Source organism: Desulfovulcanus ferrireducens (assembly GCF_018704065.1).
GTDB lineage: Bacteria > Desulfobacterota > Desulfovibrionia > Desulfovibrionales > Desulfonatronovibrionaceae > Desulfovulcanus > Desulfovulcanus ferrireducens.
Genome location: NZ_JAGUQP010000023.1, coordinates 20,716 through 45,615, shown reverse-complemented (window position 1 = coordinate 45,615; position 24,900 = coordinate 20,716). Strand labels below are relative to the sequence as shown.

General features: G+C 45.3%; 21 protein-coding genes. All 21 read right to left on the bottom strand.

The features are described 5' to 3' along the window. Nucleotides 1-124: 124 nt before the first annotated feature. The 21 genes from fusA to KFV02_RS08740 all read right to left on the bottom strand — a co-directional run bounded on the left by fusA (nt 125) and on the right by KFV02_RS08740 (nt 24,853). On the bottom strand, nt 125-2,176 hold the full coding sequence (gene fusA / locus KFV02_RS08840; protein ID WP_252381184.1) for an elongation factor G: 2,052 nt from the start codon (nt 2,174-2,176) through the stop codon (nt 125-127). Between the two features lie 91 nt (nt 2,177-2,267). Beyond that, nucleotides 2,268-3,119, bottom strand: coding sequence for a hypothetical protein (locus KFV02_RS08835; protein ID WP_252381183.1), 852 nt, complete (start codon nt 3,117-3,119; stop codon nt 2,268-2,270). Nucleotides 3,120-3,259: 140 nt separating this feature from the next. After that, on the bottom strand, nt 3,260-3,991 hold the full coding sequence (locus KFV02_RS08830) for an outer membrane protein assembly factor BamD (protein ID WP_252381182.1): 732 nt from the start codon (nt 3,989-3,991) through the stop codon (nt 3,260-3,262). After that, nucleotides 3,984-4,907, bottom strand: coding sequence for a thioredoxin-disulfide reductase (trxB, locus tag KFV02_RS08825; protein WP_252381181.1), 924 nt, complete (start codon nt 4,905-4,907; stop codon nt 3,984-3,986). The genes KFV02_RS08830 and trxB overlap by 8 nt, the downstream gene beginning before the upstream one ends. Nucleotides 4,908-4,911: 4 nt before the next feature. Then, nucleotides 4,912-5,232, bottom strand: coding sequence for a thioredoxin (gene trxA, locus KFV02_RS08820; RefSeq protein ID WP_252381180.1), 321 nt, complete (start codon nt 5,230-5,232; stop codon nt 4,912-4,914). 69 nt (nt 5,233-5,301) lie between these two features. After that, nucleotides 5,302-7,107 carry an FAD-dependent oxidoreductase gene (locus KFV02_RS08815; RefSeq protein ID WP_252381179.1) on the bottom strand — a complete coding sequence of 602 codons (1,806 nt, stop codon included), beginning with the start codon at nt 7,105-7,107 and terminating at the stop codon, nt 5,302-5,304. Next, nucleotides 7,082-7,624, bottom strand: coding sequence for a gamma carbonic anhydrase family protein (locus KFV02_RS08810; protein WP_252381178.1), 543 nt, complete (start codon nt 7,622-7,624; stop codon nt 7,082-7,084). Before KFV02_RS08810 ends, KFV02_RS08815 begins: the two co-directional genes overlap by 26 nt. A gap of 118 nt (nt 7,625-7,742) precedes the next feature. Beyond that, nucleotides 7,743-8,621: a succinate--CoA ligase subunit alpha gene (gene sucD / locus KFV02_RS08805; protein WP_252381177.1), complete on the bottom strand. Its 879-nt coding sequence runs from the start codon at nt 8,619-8,621 to the stop codon at nt 7,743-7,745. Nucleotides 8,622-8,633: 12 nt separating this feature from the next. Further along, on the bottom strand, nt 8,634-9,782 hold the full coding sequence (gene sucC / locus KFV02_RS08800) for an ADP-forming succinate--CoA ligase subunit beta (RefSeq protein ID WP_252381176.1): 1,149 nt from the start codon (nt 9,780-9,782) through the stop codon (nt 8,634-8,636). 95 nt (nt 9,783-9,877) lie between these two features. Further along, nucleotides 9,878-11,530: an FAD-binding protein gene (locus KFV02_RS08795; RefSeq protein ID WP_252381175.1), complete on the bottom strand. Its 1,653-nt coding sequence runs from the start codon at nt 11,528-11,530 to the stop codon at nt 9,878-9,880. A 61-nt stretch (nt 11,531-11,591) separates the two neighbouring features. Then, the gene (locus KFV02_RS08790) at nt 11,592-12,368 is read right to left on the bottom strand and encodes a 4Fe-4S dicluster domain-containing protein (RefSeq protein ID WP_252381174.1); all 777 of its coding nucleotides are present in this window, start codon (nt 12,366-12,368) and stop codon (nt 11,592-11,594) included. Nucleotides 12,369-12,377: 9 nt separating this feature from the next. Further along, nucleotides 12,378-13,841: a 2-oxoacid:acceptor oxidoreductase family protein gene (locus KFV02_RS08785; RefSeq protein WP_252381173.1), complete on the bottom strand. Its 1,464-nt coding sequence runs from the start codon at nt 13,839-13,841 to the stop codon at nt 12,378-12,380. Nucleotides 13,842-13,861: 20 nt separating this feature from the next. Further along, a complete protein-coding gene (locus tag KFV02_RS08780; protein WP_252381172.1) occupies nt 13,862-15,016 on the bottom strand; it encodes a 2-oxoacid:acceptor oxidoreductase subunit alpha in 1,155 nt (384 codons plus the stop codon). Nucleotides 15,017-15,034: 18 nt separating this feature from the next. After that, nucleotides 15,035-15,304: a 4Fe-4S dicluster domain-containing protein gene (locus tag KFV02_RS08775; RefSeq protein WP_252381171.1), complete on the bottom strand. Its 270-nt coding sequence runs from the start codon at nt 15,302-15,304 to the stop codon at nt 15,035-15,037. A 55-nt stretch (nt 15,305-15,359) separates the two neighbouring features. Further along, nucleotides 15,360-17,324, bottom strand: a complete 1,965-nt coding sequence (locus KFV02_RS08770; RefSeq protein WP_252381170.1) for a CoB--CoM heterodisulfide reductase iron-sulfur subunit A family protein — start codon at nt 17,322-17,324, stop codon at nt 15,360-15,362. Continuing rightward, nucleotides 17,324-18,145 (bottom strand): CoB--CoM heterodisulfide reductase iron-sulfur subunit B family protein, encoded by an 822-nt coding sequence (locus KFV02_RS08765; RefSeq protein WP_252381169.1) that lies wholly within the window; start codon nt 18,143-18,145, stop codon nt 17,324-17,326. Before KFV02_RS08765 ends, KFV02_RS08770 begins: the two co-directional genes overlap by 1 nt. Before the next feature lie 104 nt (nt 18,146-18,249). Continuing rightward, nucleotides 18,250-18,642 carry a 4Fe-4S dicluster domain-containing protein gene (locus tag KFV02_RS08760; protein ID WP_252381168.1) on the bottom strand — a complete coding sequence of 131 codons (393 nt, stop codon included), beginning with the start codon at nt 18,640-18,642 and terminating at the stop codon, nt 18,250-18,252. A 21-nt stretch (nt 18,643-18,663) separates the two neighbouring features. Continuing rightward, nucleotides 18,664-19,596, bottom strand: a complete 933-nt coding sequence (mdh, locus tag KFV02_RS08755; protein WP_252381167.1) for a malate dehydrogenase — start codon at nt 19,594-19,596, stop codon at nt 18,664-18,666. Nucleotides 19,597-19,766: 170 nt separating this feature from the next. Then, nucleotides 19,767-21,620, bottom strand: coding sequence for a citrate/2-methylcitrate synthase (locus KFV02_RS08750; protein WP_252381166.1), 1,854 nt, complete (start codon nt 21,618-21,620; stop codon nt 19,767-19,769). Between the two features lie 10 nt (nt 21,621-21,630). Further along, on the bottom strand, nt 21,631-22,905 hold the full coding sequence (locus tag KFV02_RS08745; protein ID WP_252381165.1) for an ATP citrate lyase citrate-binding domain-containing protein: 1,275 nt from the start codon (nt 22,903-22,905) through the stop codon (nt 21,631-21,633). Between the two features lie 10 nt (nt 22,906-22,915). Beyond that, the gene (locus KFV02_RS08740; protein ID WP_252381164.1) at nt 22,916-24,853 is read right to left on the bottom strand and encodes an aconitate hydratase; all 1,938 of its coding nucleotides are present in this window, start codon (nt 24,851-24,853) and stop codon (nt 22,916-22,918) included. Between the last annotated feature and the right edge of the window lie 47 nt (nt 24,854-24,900).

Below are 24,900 nucleotides of genomic sequence, written 5' to 3'. Positions count from 1 at the left end.
GACCAAAAGCTGAGTTACGGTGTCTTGATGCACCAGAAAGTTGAACGGTCTGTCACGCCTAAATTCTTATTTCTTTATCTCTTAAATTTGAAAACAGGTGATGTAAACATACGAGAAAGTTGAGTTAAGAATCAAATGTATCGAACCGTTCAAACTTCATACTTAGAGCAGCCCGTCCCTGGGTAACTGAACGCAGATCAGTAGAAAACCCAAACATTTTTCGCAAAGGAGTTAGAGACTGTATAATTTTTTGACCATGCCGATCAAACATATTTTCAATACGTCCACCTTTTGCCCCAAGCAGGCTAATACACTCACCAACAAACTCTTCAGGAGTATAAATTTCTACCCACATGATAGGTTCTAAAAGCATTGGTTTGGCTTTGCTCAGAGCCTCTTTCAAAGCCATAACCGCAGCCATTCTATACCCTACAGGACTTGACCCTTGTTCTGCGCTTTTTAACTCTAGAACCACAACGCGAATGTCCTGAACAGGAAACCCCTTGATAGTTCCTGCCTGCAGGCCGTCTTCAATACCATTATACACAGCCTCTATCCATTCAGTTGGCCAGGCTTGCTTATCGATCTCAAATCTTATCTCTCTTCCGCTATTTCTGGACAAAGGTTCAACCATAAGTCGAACATAACCATAATGGACATCCTCACCCAATTCCTTGGCAAATTCTGCCTCACCAAAAGCCTCGTCAGCAATAGTTTCTTGATAGACAACCTGGGGCTGTCCGGCCCGAAACTCCACCCCAAAATCTTTTCTTATCCGATCCAGTACTACCTCCAGGTGCAATTCGCCCATGCCCGAAATAATTAGCTGCTCAGTATCTTTATCCCGTTCAACAAAAAGGGTAGGGTCTTCCTGAAGCACTTTATCCAGTGCATGGAGAAGCTTTTCCTCTTCAGCGTTATTTTTAGGTTCCAGAGCCATAGATATAACTGGCTTATATTCTGAAATCTTTTCCAAAAGAATAGGATTTTCTCGTAAACACAGGGTGTCCCCGGTTTTGGTATTTTTTAATCCGGCAGCGGCAACTATTTGCCCGGCAACAGCCTCTTCTATCTTTTCTTTATGGTCTGCATGCAACCTGAATAGACGGGCCACCCGCTCCTCCACCTTTTGGCTGACATTATATACTGTCTGGCCGGAAACTATCTTGCCCGAATACACTCGTAGCAAAACCAGCTTGCGACCAGTCTCCATTGTCACCTTGAAAGCCAGGGCGGACAATGGAGACTTTGGAGATATGGGAAAAAACTTTTTCTCCTTTGTTGAAGGATCAATACCCTCAATCTGAGGAACATCAGCCGGGGAAGGCAAATAATTACACACGGCATCCAGAGCAGGTTGCACCCCTGTATTTTTTAAAGCCGAACCAGCAAGCACTGGTACAAGCTTTAAATCCAGGGTTGCCTTGCGCAGGACCCTGTTCACCTCATCAAGGGAGACTTCCTGTCCCTCAAGATAGGATTCCAAAACACTATCATCTATCTCTGCCAGGTGTTCAAACAAATACTCTCTCCACTTGAGAGCATATTCATTTTCTTCCTTGTCTAGTGGTAAACGCTCAAAAGTCTGCCCCTGGTCCTGGGGGTTAAATTTAAGCTTTTGCATGCGTAAAATATCTATAACACCCTTGAAATCTTCCCCCTCGCCCAAGGGCACCTGGATAGGCACCGGAACAACCTGCAGTTTTTGACGCATGGCCTCAAGAACTGCTTCGAAACTGGCGCCTATCCGGTCCATCTTATTGATAAAGGCAATCTTGGGTATATGATATTTTTCAGATTGTTTCCACACGGTTTCACTTTGAGGTTCTACTCCTCCGACTGCGCAAAAAACAGCAACCACTCCATCAAGGACTCTCAATGCCCGATCCACTTCTATAGTAAAGTCCACATGCCCCGGAGTATCAATTATATTGATAACTTTATCTTTCCACCCACAGGTTGTACATGCGGAAACAATAGTTATGCCTCTTTCCTGTTCTGCAGGCAGATAATCCATGGTCGCTGTTCCCTCATGTACTTCTCCCATCCGGTGAATCTTTTTGGCATAAAATAAGATTCTCTCAGTTAAAGTAGTCTTTCCTGCATCAATATGGGCAATAATGCCTATATTTCTTATCTTTTCCAAATAGTTTCCCGGAAGAGCACTGGTTTTCATCTCTCCTCCAATAATGGTTGACAGGTTAAGAGGCTAGGGCTTTAAGTCTGTATTCTTCACCTTTTACCTTTCAACCGTTTAGCCTTATACTTTATTTCCAAAACACCCTCCTTTGATAAAAGAGTGCCTTGTCCAGGTCCGGCCAGATCCAACTACTCTCCTGGCCTGGTCCAAACCCCAGGCTTATCTGCTTATTTTTTACAAATTCCTTCTCTGACGCAAATAAAACATCAAAATCCTTTGACCAAAAACTTTCTTTATCACCCGTAAACTGACGAAAATTCTGCGGCCAATTCCCTTTTCTATCACCAAGAACGATAAATTCTAACTCTGGATTGGCCCAACCCAACACATCTATATTCCATTCTTTGCTAGCATCAAGTACTAGTCCTGCCAACTTGATTTGGCGCGGTGCCCAGAAAAAATAACCCTTTTTTTGACCAAGTGCCTGAGAAAGGATTTGTTTGGGACCTAAATAAAACAAACCGTTTAGAGCGTTGTTATTCTCTGATTCCTGAATAAAATTTAAAATATTCTCCCTGCTCATGGCCATAATGCTTTCCACCCCCATAAGTTCCAGACCCACTAAAATCTGTTCAGGAGGTTCATTTTCTTCCCAGTTCTCTACGATAGCAAGAATCTCTTTTGTTCCGGTCATTATGGCTGGCATAATAGCTGCCAAGACCTTGTTGGCTGCCTTAAATTGGTTATCAATGACGCAAACCAGTCGATTCCAAGGGGTAATCTGAACATAACTTTTAAGCCCCTGGCCCTGAGCCAGGCTCACAACCTTTTCCTGAACCTCTTCACGTCCATAATAGTTGTAAAGATTGGCTATGAGTTTCTTTAACCAGGACCTTTTTAATGCTCCCAATTGCTCATACGCCTGACCAAGAACTTGGTCATCTAATGCAAATCGCTCCAGCCAATTATCCAACTGCATTTACCATCCTCCAAATACAAAAAAAGCGGCCCAGAGGACCGCTTAAAAATTCTGCAAAAATTTGCTGTAGTTTAAACATCCATGATATTAGTTTGCAGGCAAGAAAATTTTTACTCAAAACCCAAAACTTTGCACTCAAATCACAGCCAGTCAAACCATTTCTTCCAACTGCCCTGTTCCTGTTCCATTTTTTGCTCTGAATTTTTTTTCTGATATAAGAAATAGGCCAATTTTCCTCTTCTCCGGGCATATTGAATTATATCAGGCAAATCTTTATAGTTTTCAACTACATACTCATATCTCTTCCAGGCGGAAAGATATTTTTCCGTGCGCCAGTAAAAGTCAGCCACAAAAATTTCATGCTCGGCCTGATATCTGCGACACTTTAGAATATACTGATCCGCTTCTTTAGCGTATTTTGTGTCAGGGAATGTCTCCTTGACCCGATAAAAATATTCCAGAGCCTCAGTCATATTGCTCTGAGGTCGGTCAATAGATTTAAATTGTTTGAAATTAGCTACTCCTATCTGAAAGAGAACATATGGGATTGCTTCGTGCCTGGGGTGCAAGGATTCAAATTCCTTGTAGATTTCTACGGCAGCTTTATACTGCTCATCTAGGAAATAGGCATCGCCAAGACTGATTTCGGCCATTGGCGTATAAGGACTAAAAGGATAGCGATCCCTCAACTTAGTAAAGTACTCGATGGCCTTGCTGTAATCTTTAGCCTGCATGGCCTCGTAACCTGCCTCAGCCAGTTCCTGGGCAGTGTCTTCAGGTGGACTCAAGAAAAAATAATCGATAACTCCACATCCCGAACACAAAAACACGAACAGCAAAATAAATATAAAACGGAATCTTAGCTTATCCATCAAACCCTTCCAGATATAAATTTGCACTATTCGCGGCCGTGGTCCCATCACCGACAGCTGTAGATATCTGACGACATAATTTAGAACGTATATCACCTGCTGCAAAAATCCCAGGTATATTGGTCCTCATTTCTGCATCTGTTATAATAAAGCCGTCTGCATCTCTTTTAATTTCTTCCGTCACAAAATCAGCCTGTGGTGCAACACCTATAAAAATAAAAGCCCCACTTACTGGCAACATTGATTCTTTGCTTGTTTTTACATTTTTTAGTCGCAAGGCCTGCAATTCATTCTCACCTACAAATTCCTGGACTACGGTATTCCAGATAATCTCAATCTTGGGATTTTGAAAAACTTTTTCCTGATAAATCTTAGCCCCTCTAAACTTATCCCGGCGATGAATCAAATATACTTTTTTAACGATCTTGGATAAATACAAAGATTCCTCAAGAGCAGTGTTCCCTCCTCCAATACAAGCCACGACCTGGTCTTTAAAAAAATTACCATCGCAAAGGGCACAATAAGACAGGCCTCGGCCAACAAACCTGTCTTCACCTTTAACACCCAGCTTCTTCCACTTAACGCCAGAACAGATAATAACAGTCTTGGCCTCAATCCATTGGTCTCCTATTTTTATCTGACTGGCCCCTGGTTTTAATTTCATTTCCAGGACTTCGTCTTGAAAACGATCATAGGAAAAGCCCTGGAGGTGCTGGGCAAATGTCTCCGCGAGTTCGTAGCCTGTCACTCCTCTGGGGAAGCCTGGATAGTTATCAACCCGCTCGGTCAAAAGCATCTGGCCGCCAGGTGACAACTTTTCGGCCCAGGCCAAAGATACACCTGAACGCAAGAGATATAAGGCAGCAGTGGTCCCCGCTGGTCCTGCGCCAATGACCAGGGCGTCGTATATTTTCATCTACTTATAGTGCTTTGTCATTTATCATCTGCTTGAGACTGGCCTTGGAAACAGCTCCGGTTATCTGTTCGACAACTTCACCGCCCTTAAAAAGAATCAGCGTTGGGATAGCCCGGATGCCATATTTACCCGGGGTTGACGGATTCTCATCCACGTTCATTTTAACTATTTTTACCTGTCCGGCATATTCCTGAGCCAACTCATCAATCACAGGGGCAATAGCCCGGCACGGTCCACACCACGGAGCCCAGAAATCAACCAATACCGGAATATCACTTCTCAAAACTTCGGCCTCAAAGTTACTGTCTGTTAATTGCGTAGCCATTTAATTCTCCTCCTCAATTTTTATTATAAGATTCATAAATAGTGCCCTGACTTATCCCTGTCAAGCTTCTCATCCGTAGCATTGCAGACCGCAATCAAGACATCTTTTGGCTTCGGCAAGGGCGGCATCTTCATCATAGCCAAGTTCAACTTCGGCAAAATTAGTTACTCTCTCTTTTACCTCAAGATGAGGCATGGACTGGCGCTTTGCCTTCTCAATATTTTTTTCCACCTTAATCTCCGGAAAAGGATTGTGTAACATCTTTTCCACTGGCTTGACAATGCCCTCTCGCAGATACATGTCAATACTTCTAGCCGCCAGCCTGCCCATGCCAATAGCATCCACCACGCGCATGGGGCCAATGACCAGATCTCCTCCGGCAAAGACTCCTGGAATAATAGTCTGACAAGTGGCAGGATCAACAGTAATAGTATCCCACTTAGTAATTTCCAGTCCCTTTCCTAAAGGATCTTCCTTAAAAATTTCCGTATCAGGATACTGCCCAATGGCCAAAATCAAATTGTCAGCCTGTAAACAAAATTCAGACCCTTCCTTGGGCTGAGGTCTTCTGCGGCCGCTTGCATCAGGTTCTCCCAATTCCATATGGATGCACTCAACCTCACGTAATGACCCTCTCTCGCATTTCACGCATCTTACAGGATTGGTCAGAAACAAAAATTTTATGCCTTCTGCCTCGGCAGCTTCTATCTCTTCTTCCAGGGCGGGCATCTCCTGTCTGCTACGCCTGTAGATAACGCAGACATCTTCTGCTCCCAGACGCAGGGCTGTCCGGGCAGCATCCATGGCCACGTTGCCACCACCAACTATCATTACTCTTTTGCCCAAGCTAGGCGGATTCCCCTCGGCCACTTTACGCAAAAACTCTACCCCAGACATCACACCCCTAGCATCATTTCCTTCCATACGAGGGGCCCAGGTTTTCCATGCTCCTGTAGCCAGAAAGATAGCTTCATAGCCTCTATCCTTCAGATCCTGTAAGGTAAAATCACGGCCTAAAGCCACTTCGGTTTCGACTTCTATCCCCAAGTCAAGTATTCCTTCTATCTCCCAGTCCAAAATTTCGGGCGGCAAACGATAGTCAGGAATGCCGTACCGCAACATGCCTCCAAGCCTGGGCATGGATTCAAAAATCTTTACCGAATGTCCAAACCTGCGTAAAAAATACGCACAAGACAGTCCTCCAGGACCGCCCCCTATTATTGCGACCTTATGACCGGTATCAGGCGCTACATAAAGAGGAACGCGCTTTTTACTCTTCCACTCCAGGTCTGCAACAAAACGTTTTAAATAATTTATAGCCACAGCCTCATCCACTTGCTGACGACGACAGCTGTCTTCACAAGGCCTCGGACATACGCGTCCCAGGGTAAGGGGCATGGGCATATGCTCCTTGATAATCATAAGAGCACGAGTAAAATCCCCAACCTCTATTGCCTTGATAAAACGAGGAATATCAATCTGAGCAGGACAGGCTTGCTGGCAAGGAGCAAGACAGTCATCTCCGCGATTAAATCTAAAAAGCATAGATAAGGCTGATGTAAGCTCCAATACATTTTGCGGACAGGTTCTAACACATTTGCCGCAACCAGTGCATTTTTCCTGGTCAATTACTGGCACACCATTTTCGCCCATGGATATGGCTTCAAAACGGCAAACGCGAGTACAAGTCCCCATACCCAGGCAACCGATCTTACACACCAAGTTTGAGCCAAGTTTCTCGACCGCTTGAGTACAATCTTTTATATCATCAGGGTAAAAAAAAGAGCGGGGAGCCCGCTCACCACCACGACACTTCACAAATGCCCATCTGGGAATTTTTTTCTTCTTTTTATTCTTTTTTGCTTGTGTTGACATTTTTCACCCCTGACTTCCTGTAGTTTTCTACATATCGTATATAATTTTTTGCAGATTGCTGGATATGCTTAACTTCTGACTCCTTCAATTCCCTTACTATCTTAGCTGGAACTCCAACAACCAAAGTACGTGATGGCACTTCCATATTCGGTGGCACCAAAGCTCCAGCCCCAACAATGCTGTCTTCATTTATTACCGCCCCATCCAGAACAATAGCCCCCATCCCAATCAGTACCCTGTCTTTTACAGTACATCCATGGAGGACAACACCATGAGCAATAGTTACATCGTTTCCAATAACCAAAGGATGTGTGTCACGTGTCACATGCAAGAGAGCCCCATCCTGAACATTCGTCCTATCCCCTATTCTGATATAGTGAACATCACCTCGAACAACGGCCTTAAACCAAATACTGGATTGCGCCCCAATGGTAACGTCACCAATAATATCTGCACTCTCAAAAATATATGCGCTGGGATGAATCTGAGGGGACTTATCTAAAAATGGTAGGATCATATGTTTTACTGTTAAAAAAACTAAAGGCGTAAGGCTAAGGTTCAAGTGTCCAGATTAATTTGACTCTCTCCTTATGCCTTATGCCTTCTAAATATCGATGTTCGTTGTCATTAAACAACTACAAGCCCATTACTTCCTTCACTGTCCGGCCCAAAGTGCCTAAATCCTCTGCCACATAAATTCCCGCGGCTCTTAAAGCTTCCATTTTACTTTCGGCAGTACCCTGGCCTCCAGAAATAATTGCTCCGGCATGGCCCATACGCTTACCAGGAGGAGCGGTTCTTCCAGCAATAAAGGCGACAACTGGTTTATTAAAATTTTGTTTTATCCACTCGGCTGCTTCTTCCTCAGCAGTCCCTCCAATCTCGCCAACCATGACCACACCTTGGGTTTCATCATCATCTTTAAAACGCTTAAGTAAATCTATAAAATTGGTCCCTGGAATCTGATCTCCGCCAATTCCTATACAAGTGCTCTGACCTAATCCTGCCTGAGTCAATTGATAATCAATTTCGTAGGTCAGGGTTCCACTGCGCGAAATCACGCCAATAGGTCCGGGTGTGTGAATATGGCCCGGCATAATGCCCATTTTGCACTGTACTGGTGGCGCAATAAGCCCTGGACAGTTCGGTCCGATCACAACGACGTCCGGGTGGCCGGCTAAGTAGCGTTTAACCTTCATCATGTCCAGAGTTGGAATGCCCTCGGTAATACAAACTACCAACTTGATTCCTGCAGAAACAGCTTCAAAAATAGCATCACAGGCAAAGGCCGCGGGAACAAAAATTACCGATGCATTGGCCCCGGTTTCCTGCACGGCATCTTCAACCGTATTAAATACCGGCACGCCTTCTACTTGCTGACCAGCCTTGCCTGGTGTTACGCCTGCGACTACTTTAGTCCCATAGGCCAGCATCTGTGTTGTATGAAAAACACCTTCTCTACCTGTTATTCCCTGAACCAGGACACGCGTCTCTTTATTGACCAAGATACCCATTTCCACACTCCTTTAACCCAAAATATCTACAATTTTCCTGGCTGCATCACTAAGATCTTTACCAACAACAAAATTCAAGCCTGACTTCGCCAGCATTTCACGTCCTTGCTCCACGTTGGTCCCTTCAAGCCTGACCAAAATGGGCACAGGAATATCCACCTGCTTGGCGGCCTCGATTACACCCTGGGCTAGAACGTCACAGCGTAAAATTCCTCCGAAAATATTAATAAAAATGAGTTTTACGTTCGGATCGGAAAGAATAATCTTAAACCCTTGCGCAATCATTTCTGCATTGGCACTTCCGCCCACATCAAGAAAATTTGCCGGATCAGCGCCTGCCAATTTAATAACATCCATGGTTGCCATGGCCAGGCCGGCTCCATTGACCATAATACCTACGTTTCCATCCAGTCTAACATAGTTAAGATTGTATTTTGAAGCCTCATATTCCAGCGGATCCAATTCATCAGGATCAAGCATTTCCTTTACATCAGGGTGTCTGAACAGAGCTGAGTCATCAAAGTTCAATTTTGCATCAATGGCCAAAAGCCGTCCATCTTCGGTCAAAATAAGGGGATTGATCTCTGCCAGAGAGCAATCCAGGCTGATGAAAAGCTTATACAAGGCAGCAAGGAGTTTACCTCCAGTCTTAATATCCACGCCAAGCTTAAATGCCAAGGAACGACACTGGAAAGGAAGTAGCCCTAAAAACGGATCTATCGGCTCTTTAAAAATCAACTCCGGTTTTTCTTTTGCCAGTTCTTCGATCTCCATTCCACCAGCCGGGCTGACCATCATAACCGGACAGCGTTTAGCCCTGTCAATGACCATGCCTACGTAAAATTCTTTTTTAATGGCCGCGGCCTCTTCCACCAGGACTTTGCGCACTATTGTTCCCTGACCTCCGGTCTGGTGAGTAACCAGGGGCTTGCCCAACATTTTCCGGGTGATTTCGCGTGCTTCATCCAGGGTCTTGGCTAGTTTAACACCTCCGGCCTTACCACGTCCCCCGGCATGGATCTGAGCCTTGATAACCACTGGCAACCCCAGCTCGTTAACTGCATCCTCAACCTCTTGCACCTGAGTTACTAATTTGCCCTTTGGCACTGGGATACCATACCGGGCAAATAATTCCTTTGCTTGATACTCATGGACTTTCATCAGCCAACACCTTTTTTAATTTATTGGTTTGTCGGTGTACTAGTTAAATAGTTATGTATCAACCTACTCAACCATTTAACCGTTTGACTATTCAACTAATTCTGAACTATCTTGGGGTTTCTATAATCTGGTAATACCACAGGAGATTTCATCTCAGGTTCAACACCGGCCTGCTTCAGCTCTTTTAAGTAATTTTCTATATGCTTAAGGGTTAGAGACTTGACTTCCTTTCTCTGGGTGGCAAACTGGGCGGCTTTTGCTCCTGCACGACGGCCAAATACATTGGTATCGAGTAAAGAGTTGCCCATCAATCGGTTATCGCCGTGCACTCCGCCAGATACTTCTCCCGCTGCAAACAACCCTGGAATCCTGGTTTCTCCGTATTCATTAATCTCCAGTCCACCATTCTGGTAATGCAAAGTGGGAAAAATAAGCATGGGCTCTTTAGCTATATCAATACCATAGCGTTTAAATTGCAAATATTTACCGGCCAGGGCTTTGGCTACTGTGCCTTCACCATGCAACATATCGATCATTGGTGAATCAAGCCAGATACCAACTCTGCCGGTGGGGGTTACAATACCGTTGCCACGCTCCAAACATTCACGGATAAACAGAGCGGCCTCGACATCCCTTGGTTCCAGTGGATAGCAAAACCTCTCACCGTTATAATTTACAGGCTCACCGCCTAATGTTCTTACCTTTTCTGTGATAAGCATACCCACGCACTGCTCGGGATATACAGCTCCAGTGGGATGAAACTGGGCGTATTTCAAATTACGCAGAGGCACGCCCAAACGATAAGCCAGGGCAAGACCATCTCCCGTAGCTCCGTAATGATTGGTGGTGGCATAACCATGCAAATGTAAGCGGCCTGAACCACCTGTGGCCAAAATCACGGCCTTGGCCTGAACCACGATAAATTCTTCAGTATCCAAATTATAGAGTACTGCTCCGCCGATAGCCCCACTTTCATCGAGCAGCAATTCAACAGCAGCACAAAATTCCAAAATTCTGATCTTGTCTTCGCGGTTGCGGACTTCATCTCGCAAGACACGCATAATTTCTGAGCCGGTCATATCTGCTGAGGAGTGCATCCTACGCCGGCAGAGCCCGCCACCTTTGAGTTCCTTCATGGTCCCGTCTGGTTCCTTGTCAAACATTGCCCCGAGATCTTCCAGCCACTTCATGACCAGAGGACCGTCTGTTACCAGGGCACGAACCAACTTTTTATCGTTGGTAAAATGGCCGCCACCAATGGTATCCAAAAAATGAAAATATGGTGAATCATAAGGCAAATCAGCAGCCTGTATCCCGCCTTCAGCCATCACAGTATTGGCATCACCATGACGTAATTTGGTAGCCATGATAACGTCAGCACCTTGCTCTGTGGCCAAAATAGCAGCAGCGCTGCCTGCACCGCCTCCACCAATGATCAATACATCAGTGCTAAAATCAGGAGATTTAAGCCTTGAGGCAAAGGTAGCCGGTTCAATCCAAGGCCGTCCCTGTAAGACTTCAATCAGTTCGGGTTGCAACAAATCTCCCTTATTCGGCCCTACTTGCAATGGCTTTCGACCTTCTGGCTTATAATCAGGGTGATATTTCTCCAATACACCCCTGTATTCATCCGGCGATAATTTTGGAAAATATTTTTGTTTTTTTGCTTCCTTCAGACGCTCTGACCTGGTTTCTTCTACCTTGGCCAACGTCTCCTGCAAACTTTCCGGATATCCAGATTTTTTCATCTCTTTCCCCTTTTAATAGCTCGTAGTTCGTAGCAGGTAGCCTTCTTCTCTCTAAATTCAATTATTCCAGAATCAAATATTTAGTATCTTGAGGCTTCCAGGCCGGATCGTATGGTTCCGGCTCCCATTCTCTATCTTTATACCTCTGTTTTAATTCCTCATCAGAGAGGCCTTCTAGTTCATCCAGCATCCACTCAAATTTACCTGCCTCAATCTGCTCAACTCTTTTGGCCAGGTGCTTGGCCTTTGGCTGAATATACTTGCCGTACAATCGTCGTGCGAGCATGGCCACATGAAAATGCTGTATCTCTGCCGGGCAACGCATGCTACACATGCCACACATGATACAACTGTGCGATAACTCAGCAGCTTTTGCAATATCGCCACGCATCAAAGCCTGTATATAATCCATTACCGGAATCTCCATGGGACAGGCTTTGGTACAGGTATTACAGGCCAAACAGCGAAATGTTTCGGGGTACAGTTTCTCGATTGTACCTACATCAGGAGTTATTTCCTCCATATTGTAAGCAGTCTTGTTAGCAGGAACAAAGGGAATCTGTGTCAGGTACATGTCCGGCTCAACAGTGGTCTGACATGCCAGACCAAAACGAAGCCGGTAATCATCTTTAAGGCGGTAAACCGTGGCACAAGCGCCACAAATACCTGCTCTACAGCCGCAACCCCTTTTGATTTGATAACCGGCAAACTCCAGGGCCTTCATAATAGTAAGCCCTTCCAGGACCTCATAGCGTTTACCCATTATATAAATGGGTATCCTCTTTGTGCCCTCTAAAACAATGGTCTTTTCACCAATGGTATATTCCTGTTCTGCCATCTCGGCCTCCTATGATTCTTCCTTCTTCAACTTTTCCCCGTATTCATAACCAGCCTGAAAGGCCTTCAGGTTAAATTCTTCTGTTCCTTTGGGCACTGACATTTTCAGAGCTGACTGTACTGCATCCAGGCTGATATAGTCAGTCAAAGCGGAGATAAATCCTAGCATGACTATATTGGCAACTACTTTACGCCCTACCTCTTCGGCCATACGCGTTGCAGGCACAGCATACACTTTTACATCTTCCGGCAAGTCTTCTGGTTTCACCAAGTCTTTATCAATAAACAATGTACAACCCGGTTGTATCTCAGACTTATATTTGCGAAAAGCAGCCTGGGCCATGAGCACCATAACATCGGGAACTTTAATATAAGGGTAATCTATCTTCTCTGACGAAATAATAACGCTTGATGCCGACGCACCACCCCTTGCTTCTGCTCCGTATTCCTGGGAGTACACTGCCTCATTACCATCAAAAATACACGTCGCACGGCCCATAATCAGGCCCAGAAGAGCAATTCCCTGTCCGCCAAGACCACCAAGCTTTATCTTGACCTGCTCCACCTTCTTCGGACTGCTGACGATCTCCGGAGCTTCTTCCTCCTTAGTCTCTGGTACTTGAATCTTTCCGTCACCTCTGAACTTCTCAACTTTCACCTTGGGAGACAGCACCTCATGCATAGAGCGTAAAAGACCAGGACGTCCCTCGTCTGCAAACACACCGCACAAAATAGGCGTATCCATCTGGATAAGCGCATCCTGGGGATCAGGATTTTCCTTCACCACAGTTTGATTAAGGAAAAATTTAACCAGATCTATGCCCGTGCGCATCTTGTTTCTTCGTCCCCAGTTTATCGGGCAGGCGGAAATGACCTCTATGAACCTGAACCCTTCCCTCTCCAAGGCTTCGTGAAAAGATTTTTTTATGTAATGAGAATGGGCTGAAGTCCAGCGAGCCACATAATTGGCTCCGCAAGCAGTCATAAGCAACGGCACATTAAACGGAGTCTCAAAATTTCCGTAGACACATGTAGTCGTCTTGGTCAAAGTCGGTGTGGTTCCGCCCATCTGCCCGCCTGTCATGCCGTAGTTAAAATTATTGATACAGATGACAATCAAATCCATGTTACGGCGAGCAGCATGGATCAAGTGGTTACCCCCAATGGTGGTCAAATCGCCATCGCCACTGAAAACTATCACATTCAGATCAGGGTTGGCCAATTTCTGCCCGGTAGCATAAGCTACAGGCCGTCCGTGTGTGGTGTGAAACCCATCCAGCTTAAAATAGCCCGCTGCTCGGCCGGAGCAACCAATACCCGATACAACGGTAAACTTATCCAGGTCTTGACCGCTCTCCAGCAGGGCCTCTGCTATATTGCTAATCGTACCCCCAATTCCGCACCCCGGACAAAAAATATGGGGCATACGATCTTCTCTGACTAATTTCCCTGAAGGATGCTTTATTTCTGACATTTTATTCTCTCCATCTTAAACTAACTATTTTGAGCAATCTCTTTTACCCTGGCATATACCATCTCTGGATCATGGACTTCTCCGCCAGCATTGGGAATAAGGTATGTCTCACATCTGCCTTTGACCACTCTTTCTACTTCCAATGCCAGCTGCCCCAGGTTAATCTCTACTGTAACCAGCGCCTTGACCTGATTTGAAAGTTCAATCACTCTCTTCTCTGGAAATGGCCATACAGTTATCAAACGTAGCATGCCCAACTTTAAACCATCCATCCTGGCCCGTTTAACCACAGCGCGGCAGATCCTTGTGGACACACCAAATGTTATTAGTACTACTTCGGCATCATCAATCATAAATTCTTCATATTCAATAATCTTTTCAGCATTCTGTTTTATCTTGTTGACTAGCCTGGGCACAAGTTGCTCATGCATCCGGTGGCTTAAATCCGGATATCCCCGCTCATCGTGGGTAAGACCAGTCACATGTACCCTATAGCCACTCCCTGCTATGGGCATCTCAGGAACAAGATCATCTCCCACCTTAAAAGGCAAAAATCCTTCTTTAGGACCGGTCGCCACTTTTCTAAAAACAGTCTTTATTTCCTTTTTCTCAGGAATCACTACTCGTTCGGACAAGTGCGCAATGCTCTCATCACTTAACATAACAACTGGAACCCGCCAGGTCTCTGCCAAATTGAAGGCCTTAATCATAAAATCAAAACATTCCTGCGGTGAAGAAGGAGAAATGGATATTGTAGCATAATCTCCATGACTGCCCCACCTGGCCTGCATCACATCAGCCTGTGCAACCAGAGTTGGCAGTCCTGTTGAAGGAGCCCCCCTCTGAACGTCAACAATGACACATGGAGCTTCCGTCATAACAGCAAGCCCAAGATTTTCCTGCATGAGGCTAAAACCTGGTCCGGAGGTTGCTGTCATGGACTTTGCCCCTCCCCATGAAGCTCCGACGATGGCGGCCATTGAAGCAATCTCATCTTCCATTTGAATATAAATACCACCTACCTGCGGAAGACGCCATGACATTCTCTCGGCTATTTCATTTGAAGGTGTAATCGGATAGCCTGCATAATAACGGCAGCCTGCTGCTATCGCACCCTCAGCACAGGCATGGTTGCCACTCATAAAATGTACCCCTGTTAAAACATCCTTTCCCATATTTTGTCCCTCGCTCCGCTAACTGGTTACTTTCTCTACATATATCGCAAAATCAGGACATACTTCCTGGCAATAACCGCAATTAATACAATCTTTTTCCTGACCCTGCTTAAGCTGTGGGTAATGATACCCTTTTTCATTAAAATCTTTTGACATCTCTAAAACCTGTTTTGGACAATACTCTACACACAGCCTGCACCCTTTACATCTTTCCTCAAAAACAACAGGCCGGCCACAAGGAACCTGTAACTTGTCCGCATTTAATAATTTTCTTTTTGCTTTAAGCATCTTATCCGTCCTTAAATCAAAATTTACTTTAATTATTCACCCCTTAACCCCTCGCCTATTTCAACATAGCCCTTAATTGCTCTCGCAGTTGCGCTAAGGTAAATCCAGCAACATTGACTCCTTCCTTCGGGCAGGTAGCCATACACACTCCACAGCCCTGACATAAGGCCTTATGTACCTGGATATGCCTCGGACCGTCAGGCTCATCCTGAACCAAAGATATTGCCCCATAGGGACAAACTCCGACGCAAAGCGCACATCCGTCACAATTATCAAGATTAACTTCTGCCTTGATCGGTTCTAGAGCCAACTCTTCTTGAGAAAAGAGACCCAGGACTTTGCTTGCAGCCGCACTAGCCTGAGATACGCTATCAGGGATATCCTTGGGCGCCTGAGCTGCTCCGGCCAGATAAACCCCCATAGCCGAAGACTCAACAGGCCTGAGTTTTGGATGAACTTCATCTAAAAATCCATATTCATTAACTGGCGTCTTAAAAAGCTTGGCCAGCTCTTTTGCTCCTTTACTTGGCACAACCGCTGGAGCCAACACAACCATATCAGCTTCGATTTCCACTGCCATACCAGTTAATGTATCAGATCCCCATACAATTAATTTATCATCACGCTGAAATACTTTAGATACCTTGCCCCGCAAATAGGCAATCCTCTCTTCCTCCATAACCCGTTGCACAAATTCCTCATAGCCTTTGCCCGCAGCCCGCACATCAATATAAAATACAAATACCTCCCCGTCGGGCACAGCATGCTTAAACATAAAGGCATGTTTTGCAGTATACATACAACAAATCTTTGAACAGTAAGCACAACCGTGTTCAGGATCACGCGAGCCAGCACATTGAATAAAGACGATTCGCTTAGGGATTTTGCCGTCGGATGGACGCCTGACTACACCGCTTGTTGGTCCGGAAGCCGTAACCAGTCGTTCAAATTCAAGGCCTGACACAACATCCGGATACAATCCTCCGCCATACTCTTTCAAATCCTCAACAGGCATGAGATCATATCCGGTTGCCACCACAATGGCCCCGACCTCAATCTCTTCCTCTTTTGGCTCCATCAGATAATTTATTGCTTTGGGGCCACAAGCCCTATAACATTGGTCGCAGACAACAAGTTCTCTGGTATTCAGACAGTTTTCCAAGTCAATTGTGTATTTAAGAGGTACTGCCTGGGAAAAGGGAACATAAATGGCTTTACGCCCACCTAGACTTTGCTCAAACTCGTTGGGCACAATCACCGGGCATACTTCGGTACAATCCCCACATCCGGTACATTTCACCGGGTCAACATAGCGGGGTTTTTGCTCTATCTTTACTTTGTATTGCCCCACTACTCCCTGGACTTCCTTGACCTCGGAATAGGTGTATAGATGAATCTTAGGATGTTTGGCTGCTTCTACCATACGTGGTGTGAGAATACATGATGAGCAGTCCAGGGTAGGAAAGGTCTCGCTTAATTGGGCCATATGACCACCCAGGGATGGTGTCCTTTCTACGAGGTATACCTCAAAACCGCCATTGGCGATATCCAAAGCAGCTTGAATCCCGGCTATACCTCCCCCAACTACCATTACTTTTCGGTTTAAAGGAACGCTTAGGGGTTGCAAAGGAACAGCCTGACCGACCTTGGCCACACCTGCCTTGATCAGTTCAAAAGCTTTGTCGGTAGCCTCTTCGGGCTCATGAGGATGAACCCAGGAGCATTGCTCCCTGATGTTAGCAATCTCAAGCAGGTAAGCATTTACTCCTGCATCTTCCAAGGCCTGCGCAAAAGTTGCAGCATGCATCTTGGGACTACAGGCTGCTACAACTATATGGGTTAAGCCTAGTTCCTTGATCTGATCCTGGATTGCTTTTTGGCCGGGTTCACTACAAAGGTACACATAATCGGTTGCGTAATAGACTTCTTCTAATTCGGATACAGAACTAGTCAGCCTTTTTATATCTATTACCCCGGCTATATTCTTACCGCAATGACAGATAAATACTCCAATGCGCATTAGCTGTTCTCCACTGTTTTTGTAATTCCTAATGCTTCGGACATAATTTCCGTAAAATAATACACAGGTATATCTTTAAAACCTGGATAAATGGCCTTAATATTTTTTTGGCGGTCTTTGAGATTAAACGAACATAAAGGACAACTTGTTATGATCGCCTCCGCACCATTTTCTCTCGCATTCTCTAAAATCCTGTATGCGCGCCTGGCCACAATATCAGGTTTTACCGCTGTTAAATAACTACCACAGCATTCAACCTGGTACGGGAAAAATACCGGTTCAGCGCCTAAGGCTTGCATGAGCTGCTCTAAAATTTGTGGCTGTTCGCAATCATCAATTGATGCACTCTCTGGACGCAATAGTAAACATCCATAATAACAGGCAATTTTTCTGCCCGCCAAATCCCTTTGCACTGCTTCCTTAAGCCTATCTAAGCCCAGCTCCATGAGAAGAGTCAAAAAATGTTTAATCTCCACCGTACCCGTATAGTCAGACTCTTCTTCCATAAAATTATTTATCTTCTGGAGCCGAACCGAGTCTCCTGCAACAAATTGCTTCGCCTGAACTAGTGTGTTATAACACATTGAGCAAAGAGTTGTCAGTGTGCTATAACCTAAGCCTTCTGCCCTAGCCAGAGTCCTTATCGGACCTAACTGCTTCATTAAATCGTCTTCGGCCAATGAATAGACTGTTCCACAACAAGTCCATTCTGGCAGTTCTTTAATATCAAGACCTAATGACTCGGCTATAGCTAAGGCTGATGTCTCAAAAGATTTTGCTGTCGTCTTCAACGTGCATCCGGGAAAATAAGCAATCTCCATATCTGCCTTCCTTCTTATTTGGCTCAATGCTGGATGGTAAAAGCTAAAAAAACAGTTTACCACAAAAATTTCTTTAGGCTTTGACCTTCAGCGTCTTCCAGCATCTAAGTTGTAAATTTGCGCAGGGCACTGATTAACGCTATCTGAGGAAGTGGCTCTTTGACCATTTCAGGTGGGGTAACCTGATCGGCATTACTCTGGCGCAAGATAGTCACACGTACTCCTTCCATCATCCTGGCTAAATTTACACCCTTAGGACAGCGAGCTGCGCAAGTAAAACAACTGGCGCAAAGCCATATAGTGCGCTTTTCTAATACTGCCTCACCCGCGCCAATCTGCAGAAAACGGATCACCTGATTGGGTAAGAGGTCCATTTCTGCAACCATTGGACAGCCTGCAGAACACTTACCGCACTGGTAGCAGGCAAAAACATTTTCGCCACTTATTTCCTCGACCTTTTTCAGTAAATTGTCCTGAAGATTTAAGGCAACGCGCAATTTTCTTCTCCTTGAATTTAATCAAACCTCGATACACTCAATCATCTCTTTAATTACATTAGCACCTTTGACCATTTCTTGCATTTCTTCATCAGTGAGTTTTATCTCAACAACCTTCTCGACCCCTTCTTTTCCTAAAATTACAGGTACGCAAAGAGCACAATCTGACAAACCATATTCTCCTTCCAGGCATACGGAACATGGCATAAGGCGCTTCTTATCACGCAAAATTGCATCAACCATCTCTGTTGTTGCTTCAGCTGGAGCATAATAGGCGCTACCGATCTGTAATAAACTAACTATCTCGGCTCCTGCGTTCTTTGTCCTATCTATTATCTTTGGCCACTTTTCCTGTTCCAGCAATTCAGGCAATGGAACTGTATTAACATTGGCTAGACGAAGCAAAGGAATCATATTTGACCCTGTGTGGGCTCCGATTACCATTGCTTTAACATCCTGAGGGGAAACATCTAATTCCATAGCGATAAAGGTACGTAACCGGCTAGAATCTAACATCCCTGACATACCCATAATCTGAGAATGTGGCAAACCTACTAGTTTCTTGGCTGCATAGGTCAAGGCATCAACAGGATTAGTGACAATAATAATTTTTGCTTCTGGTGAGTAGTTTATACACTCTTTAACAGCATTGACAACAATTTTACCGTTAATTCCTATCAATTCCTTTCTGGACATGCCAGGCTTACGTGGCAAACCAGCTGTTATCACCACTAAATCTGAGCCCTTGGTCTGGGCAAAATCCGTTGTTCCCTGAATTTGACCATGAAATGCATTAATTGGGGAGGCTTCAAATAGATCCAGACCCTTGCCCGCAGCGAGGCCGTCTTTGATGTCCAATAATACTATGTCTGCTATATCTTTTTGAGCTAAACAATGAGCAGTTGTAGAACCTACCATTCCAGCACCAATAATCGATACCTTATGTCTGCGCATCTTTCTCCTCTTTTTATTTTATAGAGTTTTAAGTGTTAAGTTTTAAGTGTAGTGTGGACCGTATACATATCTCCACCCTTAACACCTAAAACTTAACACTTAAAACTTATACAATGCGGGGGAGTATCCCCCGCATTGCTTTTATAGCCTAGCCTAACATTGAATGTTTATTAGCGTACTTCGCGTGGGGGCTCTGTAGCATATAAGATATCATCCATTGGATGGCGATAAAGCCCGGCTTTGAGCCGTTTTTGGTCCAGAATATGACCGATTATGCCAATACTGCGGCCAAGAACAAAAACTGCATTCAATGTTCCGGCATCAATGATTTCGCCGATTTCCTCTGAACTGAACCCTAAGTTCGCCAGCAAATCCACAAACAAAACCCCAATACATCCATCTACATTCAAAATCAGGTTGCCCCTCTTAGCCGTGGTCACCTTTTCTACTTCAAGGGCATAGTCCAGATATTTGGTCGAAGGGAAGTTCTCTTTGGCATAATTCTTAAGCAGTTCAACCCGCTTGTCAGGATTACGTACACTCTTGATTTTATGTCCAATACCTTGAATCAAGGTACCGGCAGCCTTCATCTCGTTAACCATCTGCCTGGGAGTTTTCCCTTCGTCACAGAACTTGCGGAAATAATAGGCAGCGCCGTCAATAGCCCCGCCAAATCTGGGTCCAATCGTCAGGAGTCCGCTTGCCAGTGAGGAAACCAGATCCTTTCCAGCTCTGGAAGCAACGATAGCATTGTGGGCACCAGAGACACAGGGGCCATGATCAGCAACAATCTTTATACACATTTCGATATATTCGCTAGCCCATTTCGGTAAACGGCATTTTAGCCAAAGCAAACCAATGACATCTCCAATACCCATCCCCTGCTCGACAACCGAGCTAATGGGAATATCATTATATGTAGCTTCTTCGCCGCTATCATCGCTGATGGTACAGATAAAACTGGTTGCGCGGCGCACCTTGCCTTTAGCTTTAGCCTCGGCAAAATCTTCAGGAACAGGTGGAACTTCAGGCTCCTCTAACTCAGGAATAACCCCCTTGGCCTTCAAGTCCTCAAAAGTTTCCCTGATGACCTTCCTGAGCTCATCAAATGATTTGGGGACAATGGCACCAGCTTCCTTAAAGGCCCTGTTTTTGGCCTCTGCGGTCTCGGAATCATCGCCGGCCCTCGCGCCTGCATGACCAAATTGTACCTCGCCCGGGAAAAGCTTGGCACAGGTACCTGTACACCATGCAACAACAGGCTTGGTAATTCTACCGGCCTTCATGGCCTCTATTACTTCATACTCTTTCTTACCACCCAGCTCACCAAGGACTACCATCATCTTGATGTCCGGATTGGCTTCATAACGCAAACAATGATCAATAAAGGTCGAGCCAGGATATAAATCGCCACCGACAGCTATTCCTTCATAAACTCCATTTGTGGCCTGAGAAATAATATTATTCAACTCGTTAAACAGACCACCTGATGTAGAAACAAAAGCAACGCTGCCAGGACGATAGAGTTTGCAACGAATAATATTTTCCAGGGTTCCTGCTGAGTTTCCTATTTTAAAGGCTCCGGCAGCAATTCCGCCTACTGTGGCTGGGCCAATAACGCACTTGTTCATCTCTTTGGCTGTAGCCGCGATTATACGGGCATATCTTTCGGGGATGCCTTCAGCAATAATAGCCACAGTACGGATGGTGTCCTTGGCCAGAGCATCCATAGTGGTGGGATAGGCAGAACGATAGGATGAAAAATTGACCACTACATCAGCATTTGCATGCTTTTCAACAGCTTCATCAAACTCCCTGTAAATTGGGATCAAGATTTCCTTGTTGCCAAAAAAACATTTATGGTAACCGTTCTTACGCGTTGGAGCCACAATGGCGGCCACACTGGGGGTCTCGCGCCTACAGATATAGTCAAAGTCCAGCATCCGCTGGATTGCCCTTTGCTGATAGCCATAAATAATGGCCTGGGTATTTCTATCAAACAAACAATATTCCGGTTTTGACATTGTGTCCTCCTTAAGCAGCTTGTTCTTCCAAGGCCAGTTTAACAACTCTGGTCATGTGGGCCTCTGGACCGTAAACTTCAATGCTAAGACCTAACCTTTCGCCCGCATCCTTGATTTTGGCGAGACCCTTTTCATAGTTGGGGCCACCCCTGCGTACAAAAATCTTGGCATTCACGGCCTTTAACTTCTCGGTATAATCTTCCAAGGCCTTAACAATGCCGTCAAAGGTCTTGGCCACGTCAGTAAAATTGGCAATACCACCGCCTATAATCAGCACCTTGGGCCTGCCCTGGGGATCTTTTTCCCTGGTCATAAGATCAAGAAGTGTCTTTGCATATTCATAGGTCTCGTCTGTGGTGGGGTTACCGCTATATTCACCGTAGTTGCCCAGTTCCTGCGCTCCACCAAGATCAGAAATGGTATCGGTATAAACAACACTGGCGCCCCCGCCGGCCACCATTGTCCAGATCCGCCCTTTAGGATTAAGCACGGTAAGTTTCATTGATGAACCGCTCTTGGCATCCAACTGCTTGACATATGCCTCTTCCGGAGTGCTCTTGCGTCCAAAAGGTGTTGGGAAGGTAAGATCGCCCCACTTCTCCACACACTCGAACTGAGCGGTATCGTCCAGGCGGGCAACTGCATCCAATGGGAAAAACTTGTTCCCCTCTAAAACAAAGGGGTTAAACTCTAGGTAGGTAAAATGATAATCAACGAAGAAGTCATATAGTGCCTTTACAAGACGAGTCACAGCTTCTTTATCCTCTATTTCTTCTGGAATGGCCTGAGCAATCTTTTCCTCAATATTTTCTTTGGCAAGAATTGGAATAAATACTTCATTGACTGTATCCCAAACCTCTTCGATATCTACTCCGCCATGAGCAGAGATAAAAATCTTATCCCCTTCTCTTTCCGTGGTCATGGCCAGATAATATTCCTTCTCATGTGGAACACATGGCTCGACCAAAAAGCAGTTCAACTCATTGGTCACCTGGCCTATGGTCACGTCCTTGTTCATTCTTTCGCCAATCCAGGCCTTTACCTCATCCAGGCTTGCATTTACCAGGACCAGACCATGCTTGCCTCGCTTTCCGAACAATTGGTCCGGCTTGGCTACCAACTTTTCAGTAGTCAGCCACGGATTTTCTTTTACCAGGACGTCCCAATCTGTTTCAGGTGTAACCAAAACGCCCTTAAATTCAAAAGCAATCTCCGGCAGATTATCTTTCAGATAATTTGCCAGCATTCTTTTTGCATCATATTCTCTAATGCCGCGTTGTGCCATGATACTCTCCTTACGCTTTCATTTTCATATAGCTAAGTGTTCCACCAGCCAAAAGGATCTCTTTCTGACGGTCTGAGAGCTGATAAGTTACGGTAAAACTTTTACCTTTGGTTTTATTCACAACTGTCAGATCCTGGCCAGCCTTAATCTTTTCCCGCATATCCGCTATCTCCAATTCGTCACCCTGAGCAACATCCTCGTAATCGGCCTCATTGATAAATAACAGCGGAGCAATACCAAAATTCACCAGATTAGCCGCGTGGATGCGTTCAAAAGATCTGGCAATAACGGCCTTAACTCCCAGATACATGGGACAAATTGCCGCATGTTCTCTGGAAGAACCTTGACCATAACTCAGACCACCAACGATTATATTGTGTTTGTTCTTCTCTTTATAGGCCTTGGCCCTGATATGAAATTCAGGGTCCAGGACCTCAAAGACAAATTCTGCGTATTTGGGCACGTTGGAACGATATTTCATCCGGCTGCCCGCAGGAATGATATGGTCGGTGGTAATCTCATCACCAACCTTGATGGTTACCACGCCATCTATCTTTTCCGGCATGGGGTCATTTACTGGAGGCTCGCCAATATTTGGGCCACGATAAATTTCAATCTTCTCCGGCTCTGGTGACGGAGCGATAAACATGGTGTCGTCAATCAAGAACATCTCTGGTTGAACAATCTCAGGATAGCTTATCTCCAGAGCACGCGGGTCAGTAACTTTGCCGGTAATAACGGCAGCAGCAGCAGCTTCAGGACTAACCAGATAAACATCTGCTGACTTTGTCCCACAACGCCCCAGAAAATTGCGGTTGCTGGTCCGCAAGGACACGCCGTTACTACGCGGGGCACAACTATTGCCGATACAAAAACCACACGCACTTTCTGCTATCCTGGCGCCAGCAGCAATCAATTTATCCAGAGCGCCGTTCTCTGCCAGCATACGCATAACCTGCCTGGAACCAGGAGCAACAACAAAGCTCACATCCGGATGACAAACCTTGCCATCCAGCATTTCAGCAACGATCATAAGATCGCGGTAAGAAGAATTGGTGCAACTTCCAATGCAAACCTGATCAACAGCCAGTCCTTCCACTTCTGCCAGCTTCTTCACATTACCAGGGTTGTGCGGACAGGCAATCATCGGCTCCAGCTCACTTAAATTGATTTCCACCTCTTTTTCATAAACAGCGCCTTCATCAGCAGCCAGTGGCACCCAATCCGTTTCCCTGGCCTGTGCCCTTAGAAATTCTCTGGTCACTTCATCGCTGGGGAAAATAGAAAATGTTACACCGCACTCTGCCCCCATATTGGTAATCGTTGCGCGTTCAGGTACGCTTAGCGTCTTTACGCCCTCACCAGTATATTCGAAAACGCAACCAACGTTGCCTTTGCTACCAAAGATCTCCAATACTTTTAAAATTACATCTTTAGCACTTACCCACTCAGGCAGCTTACCTGTAAGGTTAATGCGAATCACCCTGGGACATGTTAAATAAAAAGGCCCGCCTGCCATGGCCACGGCAACATCCAGACCACCAGCGCCGATGCTGACCATACCAATGCCGCCACCCGTAGGAGTGTGACTGTCAGAACCAAGCAGAGTTTTGCCAGGAGCAGCAAACCTCTCCAGATGTACCTGATGACAAATACCATTGCCAGGCCGGGAATAAATCATCCCGTATTTTGCTGCCATTGTTTGTAGGTACTTGTGATCATCAGGATTCTCAAAACCAGCCTGAATAGTGTTGTGGTCAACATAACTAACCGAAAGTTCAGTCTTTACCCGGGGGATACCCATAGCCTCAAACTGAAGGTTACACATGGTGCCAGTGGCATCCTGAGTCAAAGTCTGGTCAATGCGAATGCCTATTTCTTTCCCAGGCTCATACTCGCCCACGACCAGATGACTTTCCAGAATTTTTTGGGTCAAGGTTTTGGCCATTAGTTTCTCTCCTCATTTTTTTCCTTGTGGAATTTAATAAAATTAAT

Excerpts from the sequence above, each read along its gene's own strand:
- fusA (WP_252381184.1), bottom strand. The coding sequence starts at position 2,176 with ATGAAAACCAGTGCTCTTCCGGGAAACTATTTGGAAAAGATAAGAAAT.
- KFV02_RS08835 (WP_252381183.1), bottom strand. The coding sequence starts at position 3,119 with ATGCAGTTGGATAATTGGCTGGAGCGATTTGCATTAGATGACCAAGTT.
- KFV02_RS08830 (WP_252381182.1), bottom strand. The coding sequence starts at position 3,991 with ATGGATAAGCTAAGATTCCGTTTTATATTTATTTTGCTGTTCGTGTTT.
- trxB (WP_252381181.1), bottom strand. The coding sequence starts at position 4,907 with ATGAAAATATACGACGCCCTGGTCATTGGCGCAGGACCAGCGGGGACC.
- trxA (WP_252381180.1), bottom strand. The coding sequence starts at position 5,232 with ATGGCTACGCAATTAACAGACAGTAACTTTGAGGCCGAAGTTTTGAGA.
- KFV02_RS08815 (WP_252381179.1), bottom strand. The coding sequence starts at position 7,107 with ATGTCAACACAAGCAAAAAAGAATAAAAAGAAGAAAAAAATTCCCAGA.
- KFV02_RS08810 (WP_252381178.1), bottom strand. The coding sequence starts at position 7,624 with ATGATCCTACCATTTTTAGATAAGTCCCCTCAGATTCATCCCAGCGCA.
- sucD (WP_252381177.1), bottom strand. The coding sequence starts at position 8,621 with ATGGGTATCTTGGTCAATAAAGAGACGCGTGTCCTGGTTCAGGGAATA.
- sucC (WP_252381176.1), bottom strand. The coding sequence starts at position 9,782 with ATGAAAGTCCATGAGTATCAAGCAAAGGAATTATTTGCCCGGTATGGT.
- KFV02_RS08795 (WP_252381175.1), bottom strand. The coding sequence starts at position 11,530 with ATGAAAAAATCTGGATATCCGGAAAGTTTGCAGGAGACGTTGGCCAAG.
- KFV02_RS08790 (WP_252381174.1), bottom strand. The coding sequence starts at position 12,368 with ATGGCAGAACAGGAATATACCATTGGTGAAAAGACCATTGTTTTAGAG.
- KFV02_RS08785 (WP_252381173.1), bottom strand. The coding sequence starts at position 13,841 with ATGTCAGAAATAAAGCATCCTTCAGGGAAATTAGTCAGAGAAGATCGT.
- KFV02_RS08780 (WP_252381172.1), bottom strand. The coding sequence starts at position 15,016 with ATGGGAAAGGATGTTTTAACAGGGGTACATTTTATGAGTGGCAACCAT.
- KFV02_RS08775 (WP_252381171.1), bottom strand. The coding sequence starts at position 15,304 with ATGCTTAAAGCAAAAAGAAAATTATTAAATGCGGACAAGTTACAGGTT.
- KFV02_RS08770 (WP_252381170.1), bottom strand. The coding sequence starts at position 17,324 with ATGCGCATTGGAGTATTTATCTGTCATTGCGGTAAGAATATAGCCGGG.
- KFV02_RS08765 (WP_252381169.1), bottom strand. The coding sequence starts at position 18,145 with ATGGAGATTGCTTATTTTCCCGGATGCACGTTGAAGACGACAGCAAAA.
- mdh (WP_252381167.1), bottom strand. The coding sequence starts at position 19,596 with ATGCGCAGACATAAGGTATCGATTATTGGTGCTGGAATGGTAGGTTCT.
- KFV02_RS08750 (WP_252381166.1), bottom strand. The coding sequence starts at position 21,620 with ATGTCAAAACCGGAATATTGTTTGTTTGATAGAAATACCCAGGCCATT.
- KFV02_RS08745 (WP_252381165.1), bottom strand. The coding sequence starts at position 22,905 with ATGGCACAACGCGGCATTAGAGAATATGATGCAAAAAGAATGCTGGCA.
- KFV02_RS08740 (WP_252381164.1), bottom strand. The coding sequence starts at position 24,853 with ATGGCCAAAACCTTGACCCAAAAAATTCTGGAAAGTCATCTGGTCGTG.